The organism is Micromonospora sp. AMSO1212t, assembly GCF_008868145.1.
Classification (GTDB): domain Bacteria; phylum Actinomycetota; class Actinomycetes; order Mycobacteriales; family Micromonosporaceae; genus Micromonospora; species Micromonospora tulbaghiae.
The window spans coordinates 1-21,819 of the sequence record NZ_WBKS01000106.1 but is presented as its reverse complement, the minus strand read 5'-3'; the positions used below and the strand labels follow the sequence as shown (position 1 = coordinate 21,819).

Below are 21,819 nucleotides of genomic sequence, written 5' to 3'. Positions count from 1 at the left end.
ACCCCACCCCACTCCACCCCATCCTTGACCCCGGCGATCATGAGGTTGGCGGCATTTAAGGAGATCGAAAAGGCCGTCAACCTCATGATCGACGGGGTCAAGGATGGGGTGGAGTGGGGTGGGGTGGCGGTCCCGCCCCGTGCCGGGACCGCCGGCCCACCCACGAGAGGGTGGACCGGCGGCGGGGCTGGAACTCATCGGTCGGCTGAGGAATTTTCCTCTGCGGTCTCCGGGATCGCCACGTGGAGGCGGATCTGGGGGACCAGCATGTCGTCCACGTCCAGCGCGCGGGACGCCCCGTCCGGCTCCCAGCCCGTCGAGCCGAGGAAGTTCCGGGTCGCCGCGTCGGCGTCGAACGCCCACGCCACCGCCCGGGTCAGGCCGTCGGCGCGCCAGTGGTCGACAGCCGCGGCGAGCAGCCGGCTGCCGTGCCCGCGCCGCCCCCACCGGGGCTCGACCAGCAGGTCCGTGACCGCAGCGACGCCCGAGGCGAGCGCCTCGGCCGGCTCGTCGGGGGCGAGCGCGTCGGCATCGGCCGGACCGGAGGCGACGAACCCCACCAGATAGGATTGCGCCGCCTGTTCGACGGCGACCAGCACCCGGTGCGCGCCCGAGGGCGGCTCCTGCACCGCCGCGCCCCACCGCCGCGCGAGGTACGCCTCGTCGAGGTTGTCGAGCACGTGCCGTGGCAGGATCCGGCGGTACGCGACCCGCCAGGTCGCGAGCTGGATGCGTGCGATCTCGCCGGCGTCCTCGGGACGCGCGGGCCGGACGTAGCCTGCAGCCATGGCACGTGAGCCTACGCAGGGCGAGGAGGGTGACGGTGGCGCAGGGTGCCGGGCGGACGATCACGCAGGTCGTCGCCGTGGTGGCGCTCGCCGCGGCGGTCACCGTGTTCCTCTCCGTGGCGGCGGTCCGGCACGGCTTCTTCGACCTCCAGGTCTACTACGGCGCGCTGACGTACTGGGCGCGCGACGGCGGGGAGATCTACGACTTCCTGCGCCCCGGCACGCAGTACGGCTTCACCTACCCGCCGTTCGCCGCGCTGGTGATGCTGCCGATGGCGTACCTGCCGTGGGGCGCGGCGATCGTGGTGAGCGTGACCGCGACAGTGCTGGCGAGCGCCGTGGTGATCTGGCGGCTGCTGGACCCGGTGGCCCGCCGGTCCGGCTGGACCCGCTGGTTCGCCCTCGCGGTCGCGTTCTGCCTGGCCGCCGCGTACGAGCCGATGCGCGAGACGGTCAACTTCGGCCAGGTCAACATGCTGCTGCTGTTCCTGGTGGCGGTGGACCTGCTGTGGCTGCTGCCGGCGCGCAGCCGCTGGGCGGGCGTGGGCATCGGCCTGGCCACCGCGATCAAGCTGACGCCCGGCATCTTCATCGTCTACCTGCTGGTCACCGGCCGCTGGCGGGCCGCGCTCACCACCGTCGGCACGGCCGCCGTCGCCACGCTCGTGGCCGCCGGTCTCTTCCCGGACGCCTCCCGGGAGTTCTGGACCGAGGCGCTGTGGAACACCGACCGGGTCGGTGAGCTGGCGTTCGTCTCCAACCAGTCGCTGCGCGGGGTGGTGGCCCGGCTCGACCCGCAGCACCCGAGCACGATCGCCTGGCTGGTGCTCGTACTCCTGACGCTCGTGATCTGGGGGTGGCGGTCGCGGGCGGCGGTGGCCGCCGGCGACGAGGCCACCGGCCTGGCCCTGACCGGCGCCGTGATGTGCCTGGTCAGCCCGGTGACGTGGGTGCACCATCTGGTCTGGTTGCTGCCCGGGCTGATCCTGCTCGTCGACAACGGCACGGCGGCGCCCGCGCGCAGCCGCCGGCGCCGTCTGCTGCTGGCCGCCGCGCTGATCGGGTACGCGCTGCTGTGCAGCCGGATCGTCTGGTCCTGGGAGAAGGACTTCACCGGCGTGGACGGTTTCCTCGGCAGCAACACGTACGTGTGGATCAGCCTGGCGCTGCTGCTCGGGCTGCCGATCCGGCGGTGGCTCACGCCGACCGGCGGGGAGGGGCCCGGCGGTGACCTCCCGGCCGGGTCAGCTTCCGGTGGTGTACCGCAGCTCGCGGAGCAGGATCGGGGCGAGGCCGCCGGACAGCGGCACCGGGTAGGTGGACTCCTCGCCGTCCGGTGAGTGACCGGCCCGCTCGTAGAAGCGGCGGGCGCGGGCGTTGTCGGCGAGCACCCAGAGCCGGTATCCGGTCCAGCCCCGCTCGGCCAGGCCGTCGCGGGCCGCCGCGAGCAGCGTCCGCGCGGCGCCCGAGCCCCAGTGCGTCGGCTCCAGGTAGATCGCCACCAGCTCGCCGTGCGCCGGGTCGAGGTCGCTGCGGTCCTGGTTGTTCCGGTACGGCCCGAACGTGGTGAACCCGACGATCGTGCCGCCGTCCTCGGCGACGAGCGTGGTGAACGGGTGCTCCGGGTCGGCGGTGCCGAGGTCGCGGCGGCGCTGTGCCCAGGCGCGGGGGTTCAGCCGGCTCAGCACCTCCTCGGGCATGATCCCGGCGTAACCCGCCTGCCAGCCGTGGACGTGCACCCGGGCGATCGCCTCGGCGTCGTCCGGTTCCTCCCGGCGAATGGTGAGCACCTGTCCGTTCTATGCCCCGGCGGGCGATCGGTCCAGCCGCCGCTCCCGGCCCGGCGCGTCGAGCATCGCGTGGCGGTCCGGAGGCGTCATGTCGTACCGCTGGATTAGGGTCGCCGACGATGGCCGTATCGGAATCGCTCTCCCTCACCCAGGCCCGCCGGATCGCCCTGGCCGCCCAGGGCTTCGCCGACCCGGCGCCCACCGGCGTGCCCACCCGGCGGCACCTGCGCCGGGTGCTCGACCGGGTCGGGCTGATCCAGATGGACTCGGTGAACGTGCTCCAGCGGGCGCACTACCTGCCGCTCTACAGCCGGCTCGGGCCCTACCCGACCGCGCTGCTGGACACCGCCGCCTACCGCCGCCCGCGCGAGCTGTTCGAATACTGGGCGCACGAGGCGTCGCTGGTGCCGGTGGGGCTGCACCCGGTGTTGCGCTGGCGGATGGCCAAGGCCCGCGACGAGTCCTGGGGCGGGATGCGCCGGATCGCCGAGGAGCAGCCCGAGCTGGTCGCCTGGGTCCGCGACGAGGTCGCCGCGAGAGGGCCGCTGACCGCGGCCGAGATCGAGCACGACGCGCCACGGGAGACCGGCAACTGGGGCTGGAACTGGTCGGCGGTGAAGCGGGCGCTGGAGTTCCTGTTCTGGGCCGGCGAGGTCACCGCCGCCGACCGCACCAACTCGTTCGCCCGCCGCTACGACCTGCCCGAGCGGGTGCTCCCGGCCGCCGTGCTGGACGCGCCCACCCCGACCGACGCCGAGGCGCACCGCACGCTCGTCTCGATGGCCGCCCGTTCGCTCGGCGTCGCCGCCGAACCGGAGCTGCGCGACTACTTCCGGCTGCCGGTCACCGGGGCCCGGCGGGCGGTGGCCGAGCTGGTCGAGGCGGGCGAGCTGACCCCGGTCACGGTCCAGGGCTGGCGGCACCCCGCCTACCTGCACGCGGACGCCCGGCTGCCCCGCTGGGTGCGTGGCAACACGCTGGTCAGCCCGTTCGACCCGCTGGTCTGGGAACGGGCGCGCACCGAGCGGCTGTTCGGCTTCACCTACCGGATCGAGATCTACGTGCCGGCGCCGCAGCGGGTCTACGGCTACTACGTGCTGCCGTTCCGCCAGGGCGAGCGGTTCACCGCCCGGGTCGACCTGAAGGCCGACCGGAAGGCCGGGGTGCTGCTGGTGCCCGCCGCCTGGGTCGAGCCGGGGGCCGACCCGGGGGAGACCGCTGTGGCGCTCGCCGCCGAGCTGTACCGGCTCGCCGGCTGGCTCGGCCTGGACGCGGTCGCCCCGCCCACCGCAGGCGACCTGGCGGGGCCGCTGGCCGCCGCGCTGGTGGGCGTGGCCGGTGTACGGTGAGCGCGTGACGAGCGTTGACCGGCCTGCCGCCGCGCCCGACCCGCACCCCGAGCCGGACCCGCACGGGCACGCGCAGGAGCCGGAGTCCGGGCCGCGGGGCGAGGCGCACGCTTTCGCGCACGCCGGGCAGCCTTCGCACGCCGAGGCGCACGCGCACGCCGGTCCGCATGCTCCCGCCGGAGCACCCGGAGCACCGTGGCCCGGGGGTTACCCGGTGGCGTACCAGCCGGTCGAGGCCGACCGGTTCACCCGGATGGTGATGCGCCTGCACGCCCGCGCCCCGCGCTGGGCGGTGCCGCTGGCCGCGCTCGGCTGCGTCGGCATCGGCATCGCGTACGCGCTGATCAGCGACCCGACCCGGAGCGACCCGGACGCCGCGCCGACCTGCCTGCTCAAGCTGACCACCGGGCTGGACTGCCCGGGCTGCGGCGGCACCCGCGCGCTCTGGTACGTGCTGCACGGCGACCTGCCCGCCGCGGCCCGCCACCACTTCCTGTTCATCTTCGCGCTGCCGTTCCTGGCCTGGCTCTTCGTGGCCTGGGCCGGCAACCGGGCGTTCGGCTGGAAGCTTCCCGAGCTCCAGTTCAGCCCCAAGGTCGTCGGCATGTTCCTGGCTGCCTGGGCGGTCTTCTCGGTGGCCCGTAATCTCCCCTGGGCCCCCTTCACCTCGCTCTACGTCTGACCGGGGCCGAGCCCTCCGCGAGATCTTGGACACCTGGGCGGAGCGCCCGCTGGTCGGCCGCGTGCCCGATTTCCACGGCGACGGCGCGGCCACTACAGTCGCAGGAATGCCGGAGATGGTTCAGCCCCAGGTCAAGTTGATCGCGTGGACCCAGTTCCAGGCGCCCGAAGAGGTGCCGTGGTCCACCGACGCCGACGGTGGGCAGGCGCTCGCCGAGTTCGCCGGCCGGGCCTGCTACCAGAGCTGGAAGAAGCCGAACCCGGCCACCGCGACCAACGCCGGTTACCTGGCGCACATCCTGGAGGTCGGCCACCTGAGCGTGCTGGAGCACGGCTCGGTGAGCTTCTACTTCAGCGGCGTCTCCCGCTCGTTCACGCACGAGCTGATCCGGCACCGGCACTTCTCCTACTCGCAGCTGTCCCAGCGCTACGTGCCGGAGCGGGACGCGGCGATGGTCGAGCCGTCGGTGATCGCCGACGACCCGGAGCTGCACAAGAAGTTCGTCGAGGCCACCGACGCGGCGGTGCGGGCGTACACCGAGTTGCTGGAGGGGCTGGAGTCCCGTTTCACCGACGAGCCCAACCCGACGCTGCGCCGCAAGCAGGCCCGCCAGGCGGCCCGGGCGGTGCTGCCGAACGCCACCGAGACGCGGATCGTCGTGACCGGCAACTACCGGGCCTGGCGGCACTTCGTCAAGATGCGCGCCACCGAGCACGCCGACGTGGAGATCCGCGAGCTGGCGGTGGAGTGCCTGCGCCAGCTCAAGGGTGTCGCGCCGAACGTCTTCGCCGACTTCGTGATCTCCACCCTGCCCGACGGCACCGAGGTGGCGGCGTCGCCGCACGCGGAGTGACTCGTCGCCCTTCGCCGCCGGGCCACCGGCGGCCGTCCGCTAGGTTGTGAGCATGACGCACGACCACTCCGCCGCCCCGAGCCGGGGCGCGTCGCGCCCGTTCGGGCGGGTGATGACGGCCATGGTGACCCCGTTCACGCCGGACGGTGGCCTCGACCTCGACGGCGCCGCCCGGCTGGCCGAACATCTCGTCGACCAGCAGGGCAACGACGCGCTGGTGCTCAACGGCACCACCGGCGAGTCCCCGACCACCACGGAGGCGGAGAAGGAGTCGCTGATCCGTACCGTGGTCGAGGCGGTCGGCGACCGGGCCAGGATCGTCGCCGGTGTGGGCACCAACGACACCCGGCACACCGTCGAGCTGGCCACGCAGGCCGAGAAGGCCGGCGCGCACGGTCTGCTGGTGGTCACGCCGTACTACAACAAGCCGCCGCAGGCCGGGCTGCTGCGTCACTTCACCACCGTCGCGGACGCCACCGGCCTGCCGGTCATGCTCTACGACATCCCGCACCGCACGGGCGTGGCGATCGCCACGGAGACGCTCGTGAAGCTGGCCGAGCACGGCCGGATCGTCGCGGTGAAGGACGCCAAGGGCGACCTGTTCGCCACCTCGGAGGTGCTCAGCCGCACCGACCTGGCCTACTACAGCGGCGAGGACGCGCTCACCCTGCCGATGCTGTCGGTCGGCGCGGTCGGCGTGGTCGGCACCTCCACCCACTTCACCGGCGCGCTGACCAAGCAGATGATCGAGGCGTTCGAGGCGGGCGACAACGCCCGGGCGCTCGCCCTGCACCGGCAGTTGCTGCCGCTCTACACCGGCATCTTCCGCACCCAGGGCACGATCCTGGTCAAGGCCGGCCTGGGGGCGCAGGGTCGCCCGGCCGGTCCGGTGCGGCCGCCGCTCGTCGACGCCACCGGTGACGAACTGGCCCAGCTGCGCGCCGACTGCGCCGCGGCGGGCCTGCCCCTGCCCGAATGAATCAACGACACGACGGACGCCGCGCGACGGCGTCGCAGAATGAGGTGACGCGTGACCGAGGCGCACATCGAGGGTGAGCTGCCCCCGCCGCTGCCCGAGGGCGGCCTGCGGATCATCCCGCTCGGCGGACTCGGCGCCATCGGCCGGAACATGACCGTCTTCGAGTACGACGGCAAGCTGCTCATCGTCGACTGCGGGGTGCTGTTCCCCGACGTCGAGCAGCCGGGTGTGGACCTGATCCTGCCCGACTTCGGCCCGATCCTGGACCGGCTGGCCGACGTGCAGGCGATCGTGCTCACGCACGGCCACGAGGACCACATCGGCGCCGTGCCGTACCTGCTCGCACACAAGCCGGACATTCCGCTCGTCGGCTCCCAGTTCACGCTCGCGCTCGTCGAGGCGAAGCTGGCCGAGCGGCGGATCCAGCCGTACACACTGACCGTGCGGGAGGGCGGCCGGGAACGGCTCGGCCCGTTCGAGTGCGAGTTCTTCGCGGTGAACCACTCGATCCCGGACGCGCTGGCGGTGGCCATCCGTACCCCGGCCGGCCTGGTGCTGCACACCGGTGACTTCAAGATGGACCAGCTTCCGCTCGACGGGCGGATCACCGACCTGGCCGGGTTCGCCCGGCTCGGCGCCGAGGGCGTCGACCTGCTGCTGTCCGACTCGACGAACGCGGAGATCCCCGGTTTCGTCACGCCGGAGCGGGAGATCGGCCCGGTCCTGGACTCGATCTTCGCGAAGGCCAAGGGGCGGATCATCGTCGCCTCGTTCGCCTCGCACGTGCACCGGGTGCAGCAGGTCTTCGACTCGGCCGCCGAGCACGGCCGCAAGGTGGCGCTGATCGGCCGGTCCATGGTCCGCAACATGGGCATCGCCCGCGACCTGGGCCTGCTCAACATCCCGCCCGGCCTGGTGGTCGGGATCGAGGAGGCCACGAACCTGCCGCCCGAGCAGATCGTGCTGATGTCCACCGGTTCGCAGGGCGAGCCGATGAGCGCGCTGGGCCGGATGGCCAGCGGCGACCACCGGCACATCACCATCGCGCCGGGCGACACGGTCGTGCTGGCGTCCTCGCTGGTGCCCGGCAACGAGACCTCGGTCTACCGGGTGATCAACCGGCTGGCCCGGGCCGGCGCCGTGGTCGTGCACAAGGACGTGGCGAAGGTGCACGTCTCCGGCCACGCCCCGGCCGGCGAGCTGCTCTACCTGCTCAACGTCGTACGCCCGAGCAACCTGATGCCGGTGCACGGCGAGTGGCGGCACCTGCGGGCGCACGCCCGGCTCGGCATCGAGTCCGGCGTCGCGCCGGACCGGGTCGTGATCTGCGAGGACGGCGACGTGGTCGACCTGGTCGAGGGCCGTGCCAGCCTGGTCGGGCGGGTCAAGAGCCGGTACGTCTACGTCGACGGTCTCGCCGTCGGCGACGTCAGCGAGTCGTTGCTCACCGAGCGCCGGATCCTCGGCGACGGCGGCTTCATCGCCGCGACAGTCGTCGTCGACTCGGTCACCGGCAAGGTGGTCGCCGGGCCGACCGTCTCGGCGAAGGGCTTCTCCGAGGACCCGGCCGCGTTCAACCCGGTGATCCCGCTGGTCACCGAGGCGCTGAACCGGGCCGCCGCGGACGGCATCACCGACCCGCACCAGCTCCAGCAGATCGTCCGCCGCACGGTGGGCCGCTGGGTCAACGACGCGTACCGCCGTCGGCCCATGATCGTCCCGACCGTCGTCGAGGTCTGACCCGACCGCGCCGCGCGCCGGTCCACCCTCCGGGGTGGGCCGGCGTCGTCGCTTTCCGGTTACGCCCCGACACGCCGCGTCGAAACGTGCCGCCCGCACTCATCCGATCGGCGTCCGTCTCCGTACCTCCCGACGGCCGGCGTGCCCCTGCGCCGGTCGGGAGGAGCGTGGCGGATGGACCGCAGACGGATGACAGCCATCGGCGTACTGGTGGCGGCGGCCGGGTTGACCGCGGCGGTGACCCTGCCGTCGTTCGCCGGTGAAGGGCCGCGGCGGGCCGCACCGGCGGCCGACGGCGTCGCCCCGGAGGTCCTGGACGCGATGGGCCGCGACCTCGCGCTGACCCGCGACCAGGCGGTGAAGCGGCTGCGGACCGAGCGGTGGGCGGCCGGCACCGTCACCCGGCTGCGCGGGGAACTCGGCGCCGGCTACGGCGGGAGCTGGCTCAGCGAGGACGGCGCCACGCTCACCGTGGCGGTGGCCGACCCGGCCGGCGAGGCGCGGGTGCGGGCTGCGGGCGCGGTCCCGAAGCGGGTCGCCCGCGGCGTCGGCGAGCTGGACGCGGTGAAGAGCCGGCTGGACGCGGCGGGCGCCGACGCCAGCCCGGACGTCGCCGGCTGGTACGTCGACGTGGCCGACAACGCGGTGGTCGTGATCGCCCGGCCGGGCGCGGAGGCCGACGGCCGACGGCTCGCCGCCGCCGCGGGGTCGAAGGCCGCCATGGTCCGGGTGCGTACCGCCGACGAGGCCCCGCGTCCGCTGTTCGACGTGCGGGGCGGCGACGCCTTCCTGATCAACAACGCGGGCCGCTGCTCGGTCGGCTTCTCCGTGGTCGGCGGGTTCGTCACCGCCGGGCACTGCGGCCGGCCGGGGGACCGCACCACCGGATCCAACCGGGTCGCCCAGGGCACGTTCGCCGCCTCCTCGTTCCCCGGTGACGACTGGGCGTTCGTGCGGGTCAACGGCGACTGGACGCCGCAGGGCGTGGTGACCGACTTCAACGACGGCGGCACGGTGGCGGTGAACGGCTCCACCGAGGCGCCGGTCGGCGCGTCGATCTGCCGGTCCGGCTCCACCACCGGCACCCGATGCGGCCTGATCCAGGCGAAGAACGCGACAGTCAACTACCCCGAGGGGACGGTCACCGGGCTGACCCGCACGAACGTCTGCGCCGAGCCGGGTGACTCCGGCGGCGCGTGGCTCTCCGGCGACCAGGCGCAGGGTGTCACCTCCGGCGGCTCGGGCGACTGCACCCGGGGCGGCACCACGTTCTTCCAGCCGGTCAACGAGATCCTCCAGCGCAACAATCTGACGCTGGTGACCGCCGGTGACCAGCCGGCGCCCACCCAGCCTCCGGCCGGCGGCGGCGAGACCACCCCGCCCGCGACCGCCGAACCGACCCCGCCGGGGGACGACACCGACTGCTCCGGTCAGGTGAGCCGGACCGGCCGGATCGCCGCCGGACGGACCCAGGTCCAGCCGGACGGGCGCTTCTTCCGGGTGCCCGGCGGCACCCAGGAGGCGTGCCTGTCCGCGCCGGACGGCGCCCGCGTCGTGCTGGAGCTGCAACGCTTCACCGGCGGCGCGTTCCGCACCGTGGCCCGCGCGGTCTCCGCCGACGGCACTGCCCGGCTGACCGCCGAGACCCAGGCCGGCGCCTACCGGTACCGCGTCGTCGGGTTGTCCGGCTCCGGCGAGTACACGCTGGCGTTCTCCGCCCGCTGACCGCCGCACCCAGACCGCGGCCCTCGACCACCACCGCCCGGTGGTCGGGGGCCGCGCCGCGTCGCGTCACGGTGCGCCGGTGCGGCGGCTCAGGGCAGCGCGGCGACCGCTTCGGCGTACGCGGTACCGGTGCGGACAGCGGCGGCCACCAGCACCGCGAGCTGCGCCGGGGCCACCCCGCACGACAGGTCGGTGGAGACGCCGGCGGCCAGCACCAGCGTCCCGTCGCCGGGCTCGTGCACGTACGCGGCGGGCAGCAGCCGGTCGTGGTTCCAGGCGTTGCAGAACGCGTACGCCTCGGCGCGCCGCCCGGCCGGCAGCCGCCGCTGCGCCACCACCCGGGCGTGCAGCACGTCGCCCAGGCGGCCGAGCAGGCGGAACTGGATCGTGGCCTCGCCCCACCGCCCGGTGAGCGTGCCGTCCGGCTCAGGCGTGTACGGCTCGCCCCGGGCGTCGAGCGCGGCGGCGAGCAGCGCCGCGTCCAGCGGTGCCGGTTCCTCCGGTCCGGGCGGCCCGGGATCGGCCGGATCAATTTCCGGCTCCTCGTCGAACTCGCTCTCGGCAGCCAGCGACACCGGCGCGGCGAGCGGCCGCTCGGCCAGCCACGACGCGATCCGGCCGGACTGGTGCCCGGTGCCGTTGCGGGCGTCGAAGCTGCCGGCGAGCGCTGTCGCCAGTGCCTGCAACTGCGTACCCAGCGTCGCCACGTCCACCTCGGCGGCGGGTCGGGAACCGTGCCCGGGGCGGTGGATCCGCCGCCCGCCCAGCCCGGCCTCGGTGGCCAGGCCGCACAGCAGCGCGCCCGCCGCGGCGAACTCCATCGCCGACAGGTCGTCGGCCGGGCGGTCCAGCTCGGGCAGTTGCTCGGTCAGGATCTCCAGCCCGCGGTGCAGGTAGCCGCCCAGTGCGCAGAAGCGCAGGTGCGCGGCGAGCAGCGGGAACGCGGTCCGCTCGCCGCGGTGCCGGCGGTACGCGCGCACGTGCGCCCGGGCCGCCCGCGTCACCGCGCCGGTACGCAGCCACGGCAGCAGCCCCACGGCGAGCGCCCGTTCCGGCTGGTCCGTGCAGCCCGCCACGCTCGGCGCCATCCGTGGCTCGTCCCCGCCGGCCGGTCCGGCAGGCGGCTCGCCCCGCTCGGTCCGCGCCGCCCGTGAGCCGCCTCTTCCCGCCCGCGACCTGCCACTGCCGGCAGTCGCCGCCTGCGGCTCGACCCAGCCGGCCAGCGCCGGCGCCATCGCCGCAACTGCCGCGTCCGGCTCGCCCCAGCCGGCCAGCAGGTCGGCCCGCCGCGCCGGGGCGCACCCCGCACAGCCACCCACCGGGTCCGTGGCGTCCGCCGCCGACCAGCGCTCGTACGCGCGCCGGGCGGCCGGCTCGTCGCCGAGATGGTCGGCGAGCCGGCAGCGCAGCTCCGCCACCGGCGCCGCGTCCTCGCCCAGCTCCGCGGCGAGCGCGTCCAACAGGGACCGCGCCTGGTCCAGGCCCACCCGGGGCGTGCCGAACGACGCCTCCACCGCCTGCCGCTGGTGCCGGCGCAACCGGGTCAGCTCGTCGGGGCGGGCGTCCAGCAGGCCGGGGTGCCGGGCCAGCGTGGCCCGCATCCGCCGGACCGGTTCCACCGCACGCCACCGCTCGCCCCGGTGCAGGTACGCCTCGACGAGCGCGAACCGCGCCGACAGGGCGGTACGCGGGTCGCCGGTGGCGTCCGCCCGGGACGCGATCCGCTCCAGCTCGGCGCAGCGCTCCGCGCCGTCGGGCCGGTCCCGGGCGTCGGCGAGCGCGGCGGCCAGCCCCCGGTCGCGTGCCGTGGTCACCGGAGCGTCCCGCCGGCCAGCTCGTCGACGGCGTCGGCGAGCTGGCACCCGGTGGTCACGCCACAGTCGACGAGCCGGTCGAGCTGGTGCGGCGTCACTCCGCGTTCCAGGTCGGTGGTGACCTCGCCGCACACCTGGGCCGACCCGTCGTCGGCGACGTGCACGTACGCCTTCGGCCAGAGCCGGTCGTGGTTCCACGCGTTGCAGAAGGCGTGCAGCTCGGTCACGCGCTCGATGCCGAAGTGGTGCGCGACGACTGTGCGTACCTGGAGCAGCTCGCCGGCCGCGCCCCGGCGGTGGAACCAGATCAGGTTCCGCTCCCAGCGGCCCACCAACGCGCCGTCGGGTTCCTCCACCACCGCGTACCCCCGGTGGCCGAGCACGGCGGCGATCAGCTCACCGGTCAGCGGGCGCAGTTCCTGCGGGTGTCCGGCCAGCGGACCGTCCGGACCGTCCTCGATCTCCGGCGACGCCATCGGGCATCCCTTCTGAGGCGAATAACACAAACGACGGTCCGACCCGTGCTGCGACGCGCGGACACGACCCGGAAAAGCGGCGATCCACCGGGTGCCGCCGTTACCGTGACTCTATGGCGGGCCGTACCTCTCAGGCGAGCCGGCGGCGCGGCGCGTCGCCGCGTGGCACCACGAACAACCGCGCCCGGCAACCGGCGAAGAAGACGGCGGCGCGGAAAACGGCGCGGCGGCGCCCGGCTCCCGGGCCGGGCCCGGCCGCGTTCGTCGGCCGGGCCGTGGGCGCCGTCTGGATGGGACTGGCCCACTCGGTGGGCTGGGCGTTCCGGGCGGCCGGGCGGCAGGCCGCGTCCACCCGGGAACTGGATCCGGAGCACCGCCGCGACGGTGGCGGGCTGCTCCTGTTCGGCCTGGCGATCCTCAGCGCGGTGGGCATCTGGGGCGGCGGCGCCGGGCCGGTGGGCCGGCACCTGGCCGACACCGTACGCCTGTTCATCGGCGCCATCTCGATAATCCTTCCGGTGCTGTTCATGGTCGGCGCGTGGCGGCTGATGCGGAGCCCGGCCGACCCCGAGCACCGCGGTCGTGGCCTGGTCGGCTGGGGCTCGATGATGCTGGCGACCGCCGCGATGCTGCACATCGGGCAGAACCCGGTCGACGAGGTCCAGCGTGACTTCGCCGGCGGCCTGATCGGCGCGGGCGTGGGTGACCTGCTGAAGTCGGCGGTGACCGCCTGGGTGGCCATGCCGCTGCTGCTCCTGCTGCTGGTGTTCGGCCTGCTCGTGGTCACCGCGACGCCGATCAACAAGATCCCGGAGCGGCTCGGCCTGCGCGCCGACCCGGCCGGGCCGGACGACGAGGACGAGCTCGCCGAGGACGAGGCGCCGCCGAAACCGGCCCGTAGGCGCCCGGCGAAGCGGATGCCACCGCCGCTGGAGCCGCTGGACCCGGACGACGAGCTGGCCGGCGTCGACCTCCAGGAAACGCTTGTGCTGCCGCGCAAGCCGCCGAAGGTGCCGGCGAACCGCAAGCCGGTCGAGCCGCCGGAGCACTCGCCGCTGCCCACCCGCGCCGAGCAGCTCGCGCTCACCGGGCTGGCCGGCGACTACACGCTGCCTCCGGCGAACCTGCTCGGCAGCGGCGCCAAGCCGAAGAGTCGGAGCAAGGCCAACGACGAGGTGATCGCCGCGCTGACCGGCGTCTTCGAGCAGTTCGACGTGGACGCCGCCGTCACCGGCTTCACCCGCGGCCCGACAGTCACCCGGTACGAGGTGGAGCTGGGCCCGGGCGTCAAGGTCGAGCGGATCACCCAGCTGTCCCGGAACATCGCGTACGCGGTGAAGTCGCCGGACGTCCGCATCCTCAGCCCGATCCCGGGCAAGAGCGCGGTCGGCGTGGAGATCCCGAACACCGACCCGGAGAACGTGTCGCTCGGCGACGTGCTGCGCTCCCGTGAGGCGACCAGCGACCACCACCCGATGGTGGTGGCGCTCGGCAAGGACATCGAGGGCGGCTACGTGGTGGCCAACCTTGCGAAGATGCCGCACATCCTGATCGCGGGCGCGACCGGCGCGGGCAAGTCGTCCTGCCTCAACTCGCTGCTGGTGTCCGTCCTGACCCGGGCCACCCCGGACGAGGTGCGGCTGCTGCTGATCGACCCGAAGCGCGTCGAGATGACCGGCTACGAGGGCATCCCGCACCTGGTCACGCCGATCGTGACCAACCCGAAGAAGGCGGCCGACTCGCTGGAGTGGGTCGTCCGCGAGATGGACATGCGCTACGACGACCTCGCCGCCAACGGGGTCCGGCACATCGACGACTTCAACCGCAAGGTGCGCAACGGCGAGATCAAGGCGCCGCCGGGCAGCGAGCGGGAGATGCGGCCGTACCCGTACCTGCTGGTGATCGTGGACGAGCTGGCCGACCTGATGATGGTCGCGCCGCGCGACGTGGAGGACTCGATCGTCCGGATCACCCAGCTCGCCCGGGCCGCCGGCATCCACCTGGTGCTGGCGACCCAGCGGCCCTCGGTCGACGTGGTCACCGGCCTGATCAAGGCGAACGTGCCGTCCCGGCTCGCGTTCGCCACCTCCTCGCTCGCCGACTCCCGGGTCATCCTGGACCAGCCCGGCGCGGAGAAGCTGCTCGGCCGCGGCGACGGCCTGTTCCTGCCGATGGGCGCGTCGAAGCCGCAGCGCATCCAGGGCGCCTGGGTCACCGAGCGCGAGATCGCCGACGTGGTCAAGTTCTGCAAGGACCAGCGCGAGCCGGAGTTCCGCCCGGACGTGCTCGCCCCGGCGCAGGACAGCAAGAAGAAGATCGACGAGGACATCGGCGACGACCTGGACCTGCTCGTGCAGGCGGTCGAGCTGGTGGTCACCTCGCAGTTCGGGTCGACCTCGATGCTCCAGCGCAAGCTGCGGGTCGGCTTCGCCAAGGCGGGCCGGCTGATGGACCTGATGGAGACCCGGGGCGTGGTGGGCCCGTCCGAGGGCTCCAAGGCCCGCGACGTGCTGGTCAAGCCGGACGAGCTGGAGGAGGTCCTGGCCGGCCTGCGCGGCGGCGAGGACTGACGGCCCTGCAACGGACGACGGCGGCCCCCACCATTCGGTGGGAGCCGCCGTCGGCGGTTGCGGGTCAGTTGAGCAGGGCGGCGACGAGCACGGCGCCGATGATCGCGCCGACCACGCTCGCGGCGGCGGCGTACCAGCCCAGCGGCTTGTCACCGAGGACGGCGCCGACGATGCCGAGGATCAGGCCGAGGACGCCGAAGATCAGCGGGGACAGGAAGATCGCGAGGGCCGCGAAGACGAACGCGATGATCGTGCAGATCCGGGCGGCGTTGCTGCGCGGACGGGCGCTGGCGTGGATGTCGGCCATGGGGTCCTCCGTGATGATCGCTCTGTCGGTCAACGGGAGACCGGGTACCCCGGGCGGCGCATCGTCCAAACCGGATGCGCGCGATCAGGCGAAGAGCTTGAGCCCGATCACGCCGGCCACCACCAGCAGCAGGCAGGCCACGCGCGGCAGGTTGACCGGTTCGCCGAGCGCGAGCATCCCGACCAGCGCGGTGCCGACCGCGCCGATGCCGACCCACACCGCGTAGCCGGTGCCGACCGGGATGTCGCGCAGCGCGTACGCCAGGCCGGCCATGCTGGCCACCAGTGTGACGGCGAAGACGGCGGAGGGGAGCGGACGTGTGAAGCCGGCGCTGCGGTCCAGCGAGATCGCCCACGCGGTCTCCAGGAGTCCGGAGATCACCAGCACGATCCAGGCCATGGGACATCACCTCTGACGGGCGGGCCCGGCGCGGGAGCAGGCCGGGCGACGGTCGGGTCACGCGGGGCGTCTTGGCCTGACCGGGTACGCCCACCACTCGTCCGGGACGGCCCGCGGGCCGTCGTGGCCGACGGTAGCACCAGGCGGGCCGGACCGGCGGCGTGGTGAGAAAGGCCACCATGGGTGGAGTTGACGTCAACTTCAAGTTGCAGGATGGATGCCATGACCCTGCTCTTCTCCGACGACGACGTCGCGGCCGCCGTGGACGCCCCGCTCACCGTCGCGGCCATGCGGGACGCGCTGCTGGCCGCGTACGCCGGGCGGCTCATCGCCCCGCCCCGGGCGTCCGCGCCGCTGGGCGGGGGCCGGATGGTGCTCACCGCCGGTCACCTCACCGGGCAGTGGTACGGCTTCCGCTCGTACGACACGTTCGGCCATCCGGAGAGCGGCCAGCTCGTCGTGCTGCACGACGCGACCACCGGCGCGGTACGCGCCATCGCCGTCGGCGAGGAACTCGGCTCCCGGCGTACCGGAGGACTCGGTGGCGTGGCGGTGGACGCCCTGGCCCGCGCGGACGCCGCCACCCTCGGCGTGGTGGGGTCCGGCCGGCAGGCGTGGACCCAGGTCTGGGCCGCGGCGGCGGTCCGGCCGCTGCGCGAGGTGACCGTGTACAGCCGCTCGGCGGCCCGTCGGGAGGCGTTCGCCGTGCGGGTCCGCGCCGAGCTGGGCGTGCCCGCCCGCGCCGTCGGCTCGGCCGCCGCCGCGGTGCGCGACCGCGACGTCGTGGTGCTCGCCACCACCAGCACCGTCCCGGTGCTCGACGCCGCCGACCTGGCACCCGGCACCCACGTCAACACGGTCGGCTTCAAGCAGGCCGACCGGCACGAGTTCGGCACCGACCTGCTCGACGCCGCCGACCTGCTGGTCACCGACTCGCCCGGGCAGGCCGCCGCGTACGTCCCGCCGATGCTCGCCGCCGTCGAGCCGTACGCCGGGCGGTTGCGCGACCTGGGCGCGGTGCTGGCCGGCGAGGCTCCCGGCCGGACCACCGCGGACCAGATCTCGGTCTTCTGCTCCACCGGCCTGGCCGGCACGGAGGTGTTCCTCCTCGACCGGCTGGCCCGGGTGGCCGTGTCCGCCCGCTGAACCGGCCGGACGGGTGCGCGGCGGTCCGGAACCGGCCCGGTACCCTCGGATGGTGTCTGCCTCCTCCTCCACCCCGCGATCCGACGGGCGCCGCGTCGCCCTGCTGACCCTCGGCTGCGCCCGCAACGAGGTCGACTCGGAGGAGCTGGCCGCCCGGCTGCACGCCGACGGATGGCAGGTCACCACCGACGGCGAGGGCGCCGACGTGGTGGTGGTGAACACCTGCGGGTTCGTGGAGAAGGCCAAGCAGGACTCGATCCAGACGCTGCTGGCCGCCGCCGACACCGGCGCCAAGGTCGTCGCCGCCGGGTGCATGGCCGAGCGGTACGGCCGTGAGCTGGCCGACAGTCTCCCCGAGGCGCAGGCGGTGCTGAGCTTCGACGACTACCCGGACATCGCCGCCCGGCTCGACTCGGTGCTGGCCGGCGAGGCGATCGGCGCGCACACCCCCCGCGACCGGCGGGAGCTGCTGCCGCTGACGCCGGTGAAGCGCCGCGACGCGGCGGTGTCGCTGCCCGGGCACGGCACCCCGGCCCGGGTCGCACCGGAGACCGACGCGCACACCCCGGCCCACCTGCGGCAGGTGCTGCGGCACCGGCTCGACACCGGCCCGGTGGCCTCGCTCAAACTCGCCAGCGGCTGCGACCGGCGGTGCGCGTTCTGCGCCATCCCGGCGTTCCGCGGCGCGTTCGTCTCGCGTACCCCGGACGAGCTGCTCGCCGAGGCCGAGTGGCTGGCCAAGACCGGCGTACGGGAGCTGGTGCTGGTCAGCGAGAACTCCACCTCGTACGGCAAGGACCTGGGCGACCCCCGCGCGCTGGAGAAGCTGCTGCCCCAGCTCGCCGCGATCGACGGGATCGTGCGGGTACGCGCCAGCTACCTCCAGCCCGCCGAGACCCGGCCCGGTCTGGTCGAGGTGATCGCCACCACGCCGGGCGTGGCCGCGTACTTCGACCTGTCGTTCCAGCACTCCAGCGAACCGGTGCTGCGCCGGATGCGGCGCTTCGGCTCCACCGACCGGTTCCTGGAGCTGCTGGCGTCCGCCCGCGCGCTGGCGCCGGACGCGGGCGCGCGCAGCAACTTCATCGTCGGCTTCCCCGGCGAGACGAAGCAGGACGTGACCGAGCTGGTCCGGTTCCTCACCGAGGCCCGGCTGGACGCGATCGGCATGTTCGACTACAGCGACGAGGACGGCACCGAGGCCGCCGGACTGACCGGCAAGGTCTCCGCCGCCACGGTCAAGCGGCGGTACGATAAGCTCAGCGCGCTCGCCGACGAACTCTGCTCGCAGCGCGCCGAGGAACGCCTCGGCGCGACGGTGGAGGTGCTCGTGGACTCGACCGCCGACGGCGTGGTGGAGGGGCGGGCCGCCCACCAGGCGCCCGAGGTCGACGGCTCGACTACGCTCGTCGCGCCCGTCGGCGGCGGCGTGGACCTGGCCGCGCTGCGCCCCGGCGACCTGGTCCGGGCCACTGTCACCGCGACCGAGGGTGTGGACCTGATCGCCGTACCGGATGAGATGATCTCGGCGGCGCCCGGCGCGGTACGGTGACGGCGGGCCCGGACGGAGCGGGGAAGCCACGTGGGGCGATGCGGGACATGACGGGAGCGGAGTCGACGGCGGCTGCCCCCGTACCGCTGCTCAACGCGGCGAACCTGCTCACCGGCGCGCGCCTGATGCTGGTGCCGGTCTTCGCGGCCACCGTGATCGCCTCCGGCATGAGCAACGCGGGCTGGCGTACGGCCGCCTGCGTGATCTTCGTGGTGGCCTCCGCGACCGACCTGGTCGACGGCTGGATCGCCCGCCGGTACGAACTGGTCACCTCGCTGGGCAAGGTCGCCGACCCGATCGCCGACAAGGCGCTCACCGGCGCCGCCCTGGTGCTGCTCTCCTTCTACGACCGGCTGCCCTGGTGGGTGACGGTGGTCATCCTGGCCCGCGAGCTGGGCATCACCGCGCTGCGCTTCTGGGTGATCCGGCACGGCGTGATCGCGGCCAGCCGGGGCGGCAAGGTCAAGACCGCGCTGCAGATCCTGGCCATCACCTGGTACCTCTGGCCGATGCCGGAGGCGCTCGCCCCGGTCGGGCCGTGGATCATGGGCGCGGCCGTGGTGGTCACCGTGGTCACCGGGTTCGACTACATCGCCCAGGCGTTGCGGCTGCGCCGCCCGGCCCGTTGAGCCGGTCGGCGGGTCCGTCGATCCGGGCGGCGGACGAGTAAGCCGGCGTGGTGCGGGAAATGGGGGCGGGCATGGACACCGACGCGAGAGACCACCAGCCCGCCGGCAGCCCGGCGGCCGCCGTGGTGCACCGGCTGCACGAGTGCGGCGAGACGCTGGCCACCGTCGAGTCGCTGACCGGCGGCCTGCTCGCCGCCGCGATCGTGGAGATCGCCGGGGTCAGCTCGATCTACCGGGGCGGCATGGTGGTCTACGCCACCGAACTCAAGGCGACGCTCGCCGGCGTACCGGAGGACCTGCTGGCCGACCGCGGCCCGGTCGACCCGGACGTGGCGGCCGCGCTGGCCGAGGGCGGACGGCAGCGGTGCGGCGCCGACTGGGGCCTGGCCACCACCGGTGTGGCCGGGCCGGAGCCGCAGGACGACAAGCCGGTCGGCCTGGTCTACGTGGCGGTCGCCGGGCCGGACGGCACGCAGGTGCGCCGGCTCGACCTCGACGGCGGTCGCGACCACATCCGTTCGGCCGCGGTGATCGAGGCGCTGCGCCTGCTCGCCGACCGCATCCAGTTGCCCCAGGACGCCGGCGCGCCCGATCCGGCCGGGGCCGGCCACCGGTGAGCCGGCGTCACGCCGGCACGCCCGGCGGCGGGACCGCCGGACCGGCCGATCCGCCCGGATTGGGGAGGCGGGGTGGGATGTCGTCGTGGCGACCAACGGGTACGGTTGCGGGAAGGCTCCGGCGGTCGCCGTCGGCGCCGGAGCGGTCCGCCGCGTCCGGCGCGACGCGAACGGCCGGGGATGGTGGTCCCGTTCAGGGGGAGGTGCGATGGTCCTGCTACGCCGGGTGATCGGTGACGCGCTGCGGGCACGCAGGCAGGGGCAGCACCGCACCCTCCGCGAGGTCTCCTCCGCGGCCAACGTCAGCCTCGGCTACCTCTCTGAGATCGAACGCGGCCAGAAGGAGCCCTCCAGCGAGTTGCTGGCCGCGATCTGCGACGCGCTCGGCGCCCGCCTGTCCGAGCTGCTGCGCGAGGTGAGCGACACGGTCGCCCTGGCCGAGCAGATGCCCGGCGTGCTGGTGCCGGTGGCCGACGAGCCGGCCTCGGTGGCTCCGGCCGCCGTCCGCAAGGCGACGAACAGGGGTGTCCGGCAGGTCACCTCCGACGGCGGGGTCGCCGTCCAGGTCCGGCAGGACTCGCCGCTCAAGGCCACGCTGCGCAGCACCCGCGTACGCCCCGCCGAGCGGGATGTGGTCTGCGCCGCCTGACCCCGGCCACCGCGCCGTGGGCAGTGCTGGCGTTCGGGTCGTACTGTTGATCAGGAGCGTACGGGTGCCGGAGTGGCGTCCGGCTGGGACGATGTAGGCGCGACGCTACTGAGGGGACGAGGCGGAGATGGCGAACCCGTTCGTCAAGGGTTGGAAGTACCTGATGGCGCTCTTCGGAGCGAAGATCGACGAGCACGCCGATCCGAAGGTGCAGATCCAGCAGGCCGTCGAGGAGGCGCAGCGCCAGCACCAGGCGCTGGTCCAGCAGGCGGCGGCGGTGATCGGCAACCAGCGCCAGCTGGAGATGAAGCTGTCCCGGCAGATGACCGAGGTCGAGCAGCTCCAGGGCAACGCGCGGCAGGCGCTGGCCGTGGCCGACCAGGCCCGGGGCCGGGGCGACGAGACCGAGGCCGGGCGCTACGAGCAGACAGCCCAGATGCTCGCGACCCAGCTGGTCTCCGCCGAGCAGGCGCTGGAAGACCTCAAGACACTGCACGACCAGGCGCTCGGCGCGGCCGCGCAGGCCCGCAAGGCGGTCGAGAACAACTCGATGATCCTCCAGCAGAAGCTGGCCGAGCGCACCAAGCTGCTCAGCCAGCTGGAGCAGGCCAAGATGCAGGAGAGCGTGGCCCGCTCGCTGGAGTCGATGTCGTCGCTCACCGCGCCCGCCAACACCCCCTCGCTGGACGAGGTACGCGACCGGATCGAACGCCGCTACGCCACCGCGATGGGCCGGGCCGAGCTGGCCGGCAACTCGGTCGAGGGCCGGATGCTGGAGATCCAGAAGGCCACGCTCGACTCGGCCGGATCGGCGAGACTGGAACAGATCCGGTCGAGCATGGCCGGCGAGCAGCTCGGCAGCCGGTCCGAGACCCCCGCCGTGGGGCAGCCGGCCGACCCGGCCGCCGCGGCCCGGCTCGACGAGATCCGGGCCAGCATGAGCCGGGAGCGCGGCACCGGGGAGACCACGACCGGCTGACGGAGGGGCGGACACGATGGCGGACGAACGGGCCCGGCACTTCCGCAGGCTGCGCAGACTGCACAACTCGGCGCGGCGGTGGAGCGTGCTGGCCGGAGGGCTCGGCGGCGCCGCCGCGGTGCTGACCCCGTACGCCGGGCTGGGCCTGGCGGACGCGGCCTGGGCCGGCGCCGCGGGCAGCGCGATCGCGGTGGCCGCCTGGCGCTGGGTCGACCACCGCGCACTGGCCGCCGTGCCGCCACCGCCCGCGCTGGACCCGGCCGAGGCCGCCGCCCGCTCCCGCGCCCGGCTGGTCGCCGCGGTCGAGCGGCTGCCCGTCGGGCCGGGCGTCGTGGCCGAGGTACGCCGGGTCCGCTCCCGCCTCGCGCTGCGCGGCACCGCCGCGGCCGAGCCGTGGGCCCGGCTGGACCGGGCCGCGCTCACCCTGGCCGGGCTGGCCGGGCGGCTCACCGGGCTCGCCGAGCCGGCGGTCCGGGAGGCGGCCGAGGCGGACCGGTCCCTGCGTGAGCTGGCGACCCGGGTGGCGGGCGTGGAACGCGCGGCGAAGCTCACCCCGCAGAGCACGCTGAACGAGGTGCACGCCACGCTGGTGACCCAGCTGGAGGACGGGGTGGCCGCGTACGAGCGGCTGGTGGTGGCCGCCGCCGGTTACGTGGCCGAGGACGCGCGCCCGAACACCGAGCACCCGGCCGCCGCGCGGCTGACCGAGGCCACCGACCTGCTGCACGGCGTGGCCTCCGCCCTGGCCGAACTCCGCACCCCCTTGCGCGCCCCC

The 21,819-nt window shown here is 74.3% G+C and carries 21 protein-coding genes and 1 riboswitch; of the genes, 15 read left to right on the top strand and 6 right to left on the bottom strand.

Translation table 11 applies throughout. The features are described from left to right. Positions 1 to 194: 194 nt before the first annotated feature. On the bottom strand, positions 195 to 788 hold the full coding sequence (locus tag F8279_RS22625; RefSeq protein WP_091419749.1) for a GNAT family N-acetyltransferase: 594 nt from the start codon (positions 786 to 788) through the stop codon (positions 195 to 197). Between the two features lie 35 nt (positions 789 to 823). Here F8279_RS22625 and F8279_RS22620 point away from each other — a divergent pair, with 35 nt between their 5' ends. Next, positions 824 to 2,128 carry a glycosyltransferase family 87 protein gene (locus tag F8279_RS22620; RefSeq protein WP_151500978.1) on the top strand — a complete coding sequence of 435 codons (1,305 nt, stop codon included), beginning with the start codon at positions 824 to 826 and terminating at the stop codon, positions 2,126 to 2,128. Here the strand turns inward: F8279_RS22620 and F8279_RS22615 are convergent. Continuing rightward, entirely contained in the window at positions 2,033 to 2,578 is a 546-nt protein-coding gene (locus F8279_RS22615; protein WP_151500977.1) for a GNAT family N-acetyltransferase, read from the bottom strand. The two genes, F8279_RS22620 and F8279_RS22615, sit on opposite strands and share 96 nt — an antisense overlap. Before the next feature lie 119 nt (positions 2,579 to 2,697). Here F8279_RS22615 and F8279_RS22610 point away from each other — a divergent pair, with 119 nt between their 5' ends. From F8279_RS22610 to F8279_RS22585, 6 genes are all read left to right on the top strand, one after another. Then, the gene (locus F8279_RS22610) at positions 2,698 to 3,927 is read left to right on the top strand and encodes a winged helix-turn-helix domain-containing protein (RefSeq protein WP_151500976.1); all 1,230 of its coding nucleotides are present in this window, start codon (positions 2,698 to 2,700) and stop codon (positions 3,925 to 3,927) included. After that, positions 3,917 to 4,609, top strand: a complete 693-nt coding sequence (locus F8279_RS22605) for a DUF2752 domain-containing protein (RefSeq protein WP_151500975.1) — start codon at positions 3,917 to 3,919, stop codon at positions 4,607 to 4,609. The genes F8279_RS22610 and F8279_RS22605 overlap by 11 nt, the downstream gene beginning before the upstream one ends. Before the next feature lie 115 nt (positions 4,610 to 4,724). After that, positions 4,725 to 5,462: an FAD-dependent thymidylate synthase gene (thyX, locus tag F8279_RS22600; protein WP_091420240.1), complete on the top strand. Its 738-nt coding sequence runs from the start codon at positions 4,725 to 4,727 to the stop codon at positions 5,460 to 5,462. A gap of 52 nt (positions 5,463 to 5,514) precedes the next feature. Further along, positions 5,515 to 6,441, top strand: a complete 927-nt coding sequence (dapA, locus tag F8279_RS22595) for a 4-hydroxy-tetrahydrodipicolinate synthase (protein WP_151500974.1) — start codon at positions 5,515 to 5,517, stop codon at positions 6,439 to 6,441. A gap of 51 nt (positions 6,442 to 6,492) precedes the next feature. Beyond that, positions 6,493 to 8,181, top strand: coding sequence for a ribonuclease J (locus tag F8279_RS22590; RefSeq protein WP_151500973.1), 1,689 nt, complete (start codon positions 6,493 to 6,495; stop codon positions 8,179 to 8,181). 174 nt (positions 8,182 to 8,355) lie between these two features. Further along, positions 8,356 to 9,906, top strand: a complete 1,551-nt coding sequence (locus tag F8279_RS22585; RefSeq protein ID WP_151500972.1) for a S1 family peptidase — start codon at positions 8,356 to 8,358, stop codon at positions 9,904 to 9,906. Between the two features lie 89 nt (positions 9,907 to 9,995). Here F8279_RS22585 and F8279_RS22580 read toward each other — a convergent pair whose 3' ends face one another. Continuing rightward, entirely contained in the window at positions 9,996 to 11,720 is a 1,725-nt protein-coding gene (locus tag F8279_RS22580) for a YbjN domain-containing protein (RefSeq protein WP_151500971.1), read from the bottom strand. Next, positions 11,717 to 12,196 (bottom strand): YbjN domain-containing protein, encoded by a 480-nt coding sequence (locus F8279_RS22575; RefSeq protein ID WP_151500970.1) that lies wholly within the window; start codon positions 12,194 to 12,196, stop codon positions 11,717 to 11,719. The genes F8279_RS22580 and F8279_RS22575 overlap by 4 nt, the downstream gene beginning before the upstream one ends. Positions 12,197 to 12,309: 113 nt before the next feature. Here F8279_RS22575 and F8279_RS22570 point away from each other — a divergent pair, with 113 nt between their 5' ends. Further along, the gene (locus F8279_RS22570; RefSeq protein WP_151500969.1) at positions 12,310 to 14,766 is read left to right on the top strand and encodes a DNA translocase FtsK; all 2,457 of its coding nucleotides are present in this window, start codon (positions 12,310 to 12,312) and stop codon (positions 14,764 to 14,766) included. Positions 14,767 to 14,830: 64 nt separating this feature from the next. Here the strand turns inward: F8279_RS22570 and F8279_RS22565 are convergent, their stop codons facing one another. Both F8279_RS22565 and F8279_RS22560 read right to left on the bottom strand, forming a co-directional pair. Next, on the bottom strand, positions 14,831 to 15,073 hold the full coding sequence (locus tag F8279_RS22565; protein ID WP_026268018.1) for a hypothetical protein: 243 nt from the start codon (positions 15,071 to 15,073) through the stop codon (positions 14,831 to 14,833). Between the two features lie 84 nt (positions 15,074 to 15,157). Beyond that, positions 15,158 to 15,472, bottom strand: coding sequence for a multidrug efflux SMR transporter (locus F8279_RS22560; protein WP_151500968.1), 315 nt, complete (start codon positions 15,470 to 15,472; stop codon positions 15,158 to 15,160). 60 nt (positions 15,473 to 15,532) lie between these two features. Then, positions 15,533 to 15,598: riboswitch (guanidine-III (ykkC-III) riboswitch) on the bottom strand. Positions 15,599 to 15,694: 96 nt separating this feature from the next. Between F8279_RS22560 and F8279_RS22555 the strand changes: the two genes are divergently transcribed. The 7 genes from F8279_RS22555 to F8279_RS22525 form a co-directional block, all read left to right on the top strand. Further along, positions 15,695 to 16,618, top strand: coding sequence for an ornithine cyclodeaminase family protein (locus tag F8279_RS22555; protein WP_192580748.1), 924 nt, complete (start codon positions 15,695 to 15,697; stop codon positions 16,616 to 16,618). A gap of 49 nt (positions 16,619 to 16,667) precedes the next feature. Beyond that, positions 16,668 to 18,170, top strand: coding sequence for a 30S ribosomal protein S12 methylthiotransferase RimO (gene rimO, locus F8279_RS22550; protein WP_151500966.1), 1,503 nt, complete (start codon positions 16,668 to 16,670; stop codon positions 18,168 to 18,170). Between the two features lie 47 nt (positions 18,171 to 18,217). Further along, the gene (pgsA, locus tag F8279_RS22545; protein ID WP_192580747.1) at positions 18,218 to 18,799 is read left to right on the top strand and encodes a CDP-diacylglycerol--glycerol-3-phosphate 3-phosphatidyltransferase; all 582 of its coding nucleotides are present in this window, start codon (positions 18,218 to 18,220) and stop codon (positions 18,797 to 18,799) included. A gap of 59 nt (positions 18,800 to 18,858) precedes the next feature. Continuing rightward, positions 18,859 to 19,416: a CinA family protein gene (locus F8279_RS22540; protein ID WP_151500964.1), complete on the top strand. Its 558-nt coding sequence runs from the start codon at positions 18,859 to 18,861 to the stop codon at positions 19,414 to 19,416. Between the two features lie 208 nt (positions 19,417 to 19,624). After that, complete coding sequence (locus F8279_RS22535; protein ID WP_091419790.1) at positions 19,625 to 20,065, top strand: helix-turn-helix domain-containing protein; 441 nt, start codon at positions 19,625 to 19,627, stop codon at positions 20,063 to 20,065. A gap of 127 nt (positions 20,066 to 20,192) precedes the next feature. Next, positions 20,193 to 21,044: a PspA/IM30 family protein gene (locus tag F8279_RS22530; RefSeq protein ID WP_091419792.1), complete on the top strand. Its 852-nt coding sequence runs from the start codon at positions 20,193 to 20,195 to the stop codon at positions 21,042 to 21,044. A gap of 16 nt (positions 21,045 to 21,060) precedes the next feature. Next, on the top strand, positions 21,061 to 21,819 hold a 759-nt coding region (locus F8279_RS22525), incomplete at its 3' end, for a hypothetical protein (RefSeq protein ID WP_091419795.1).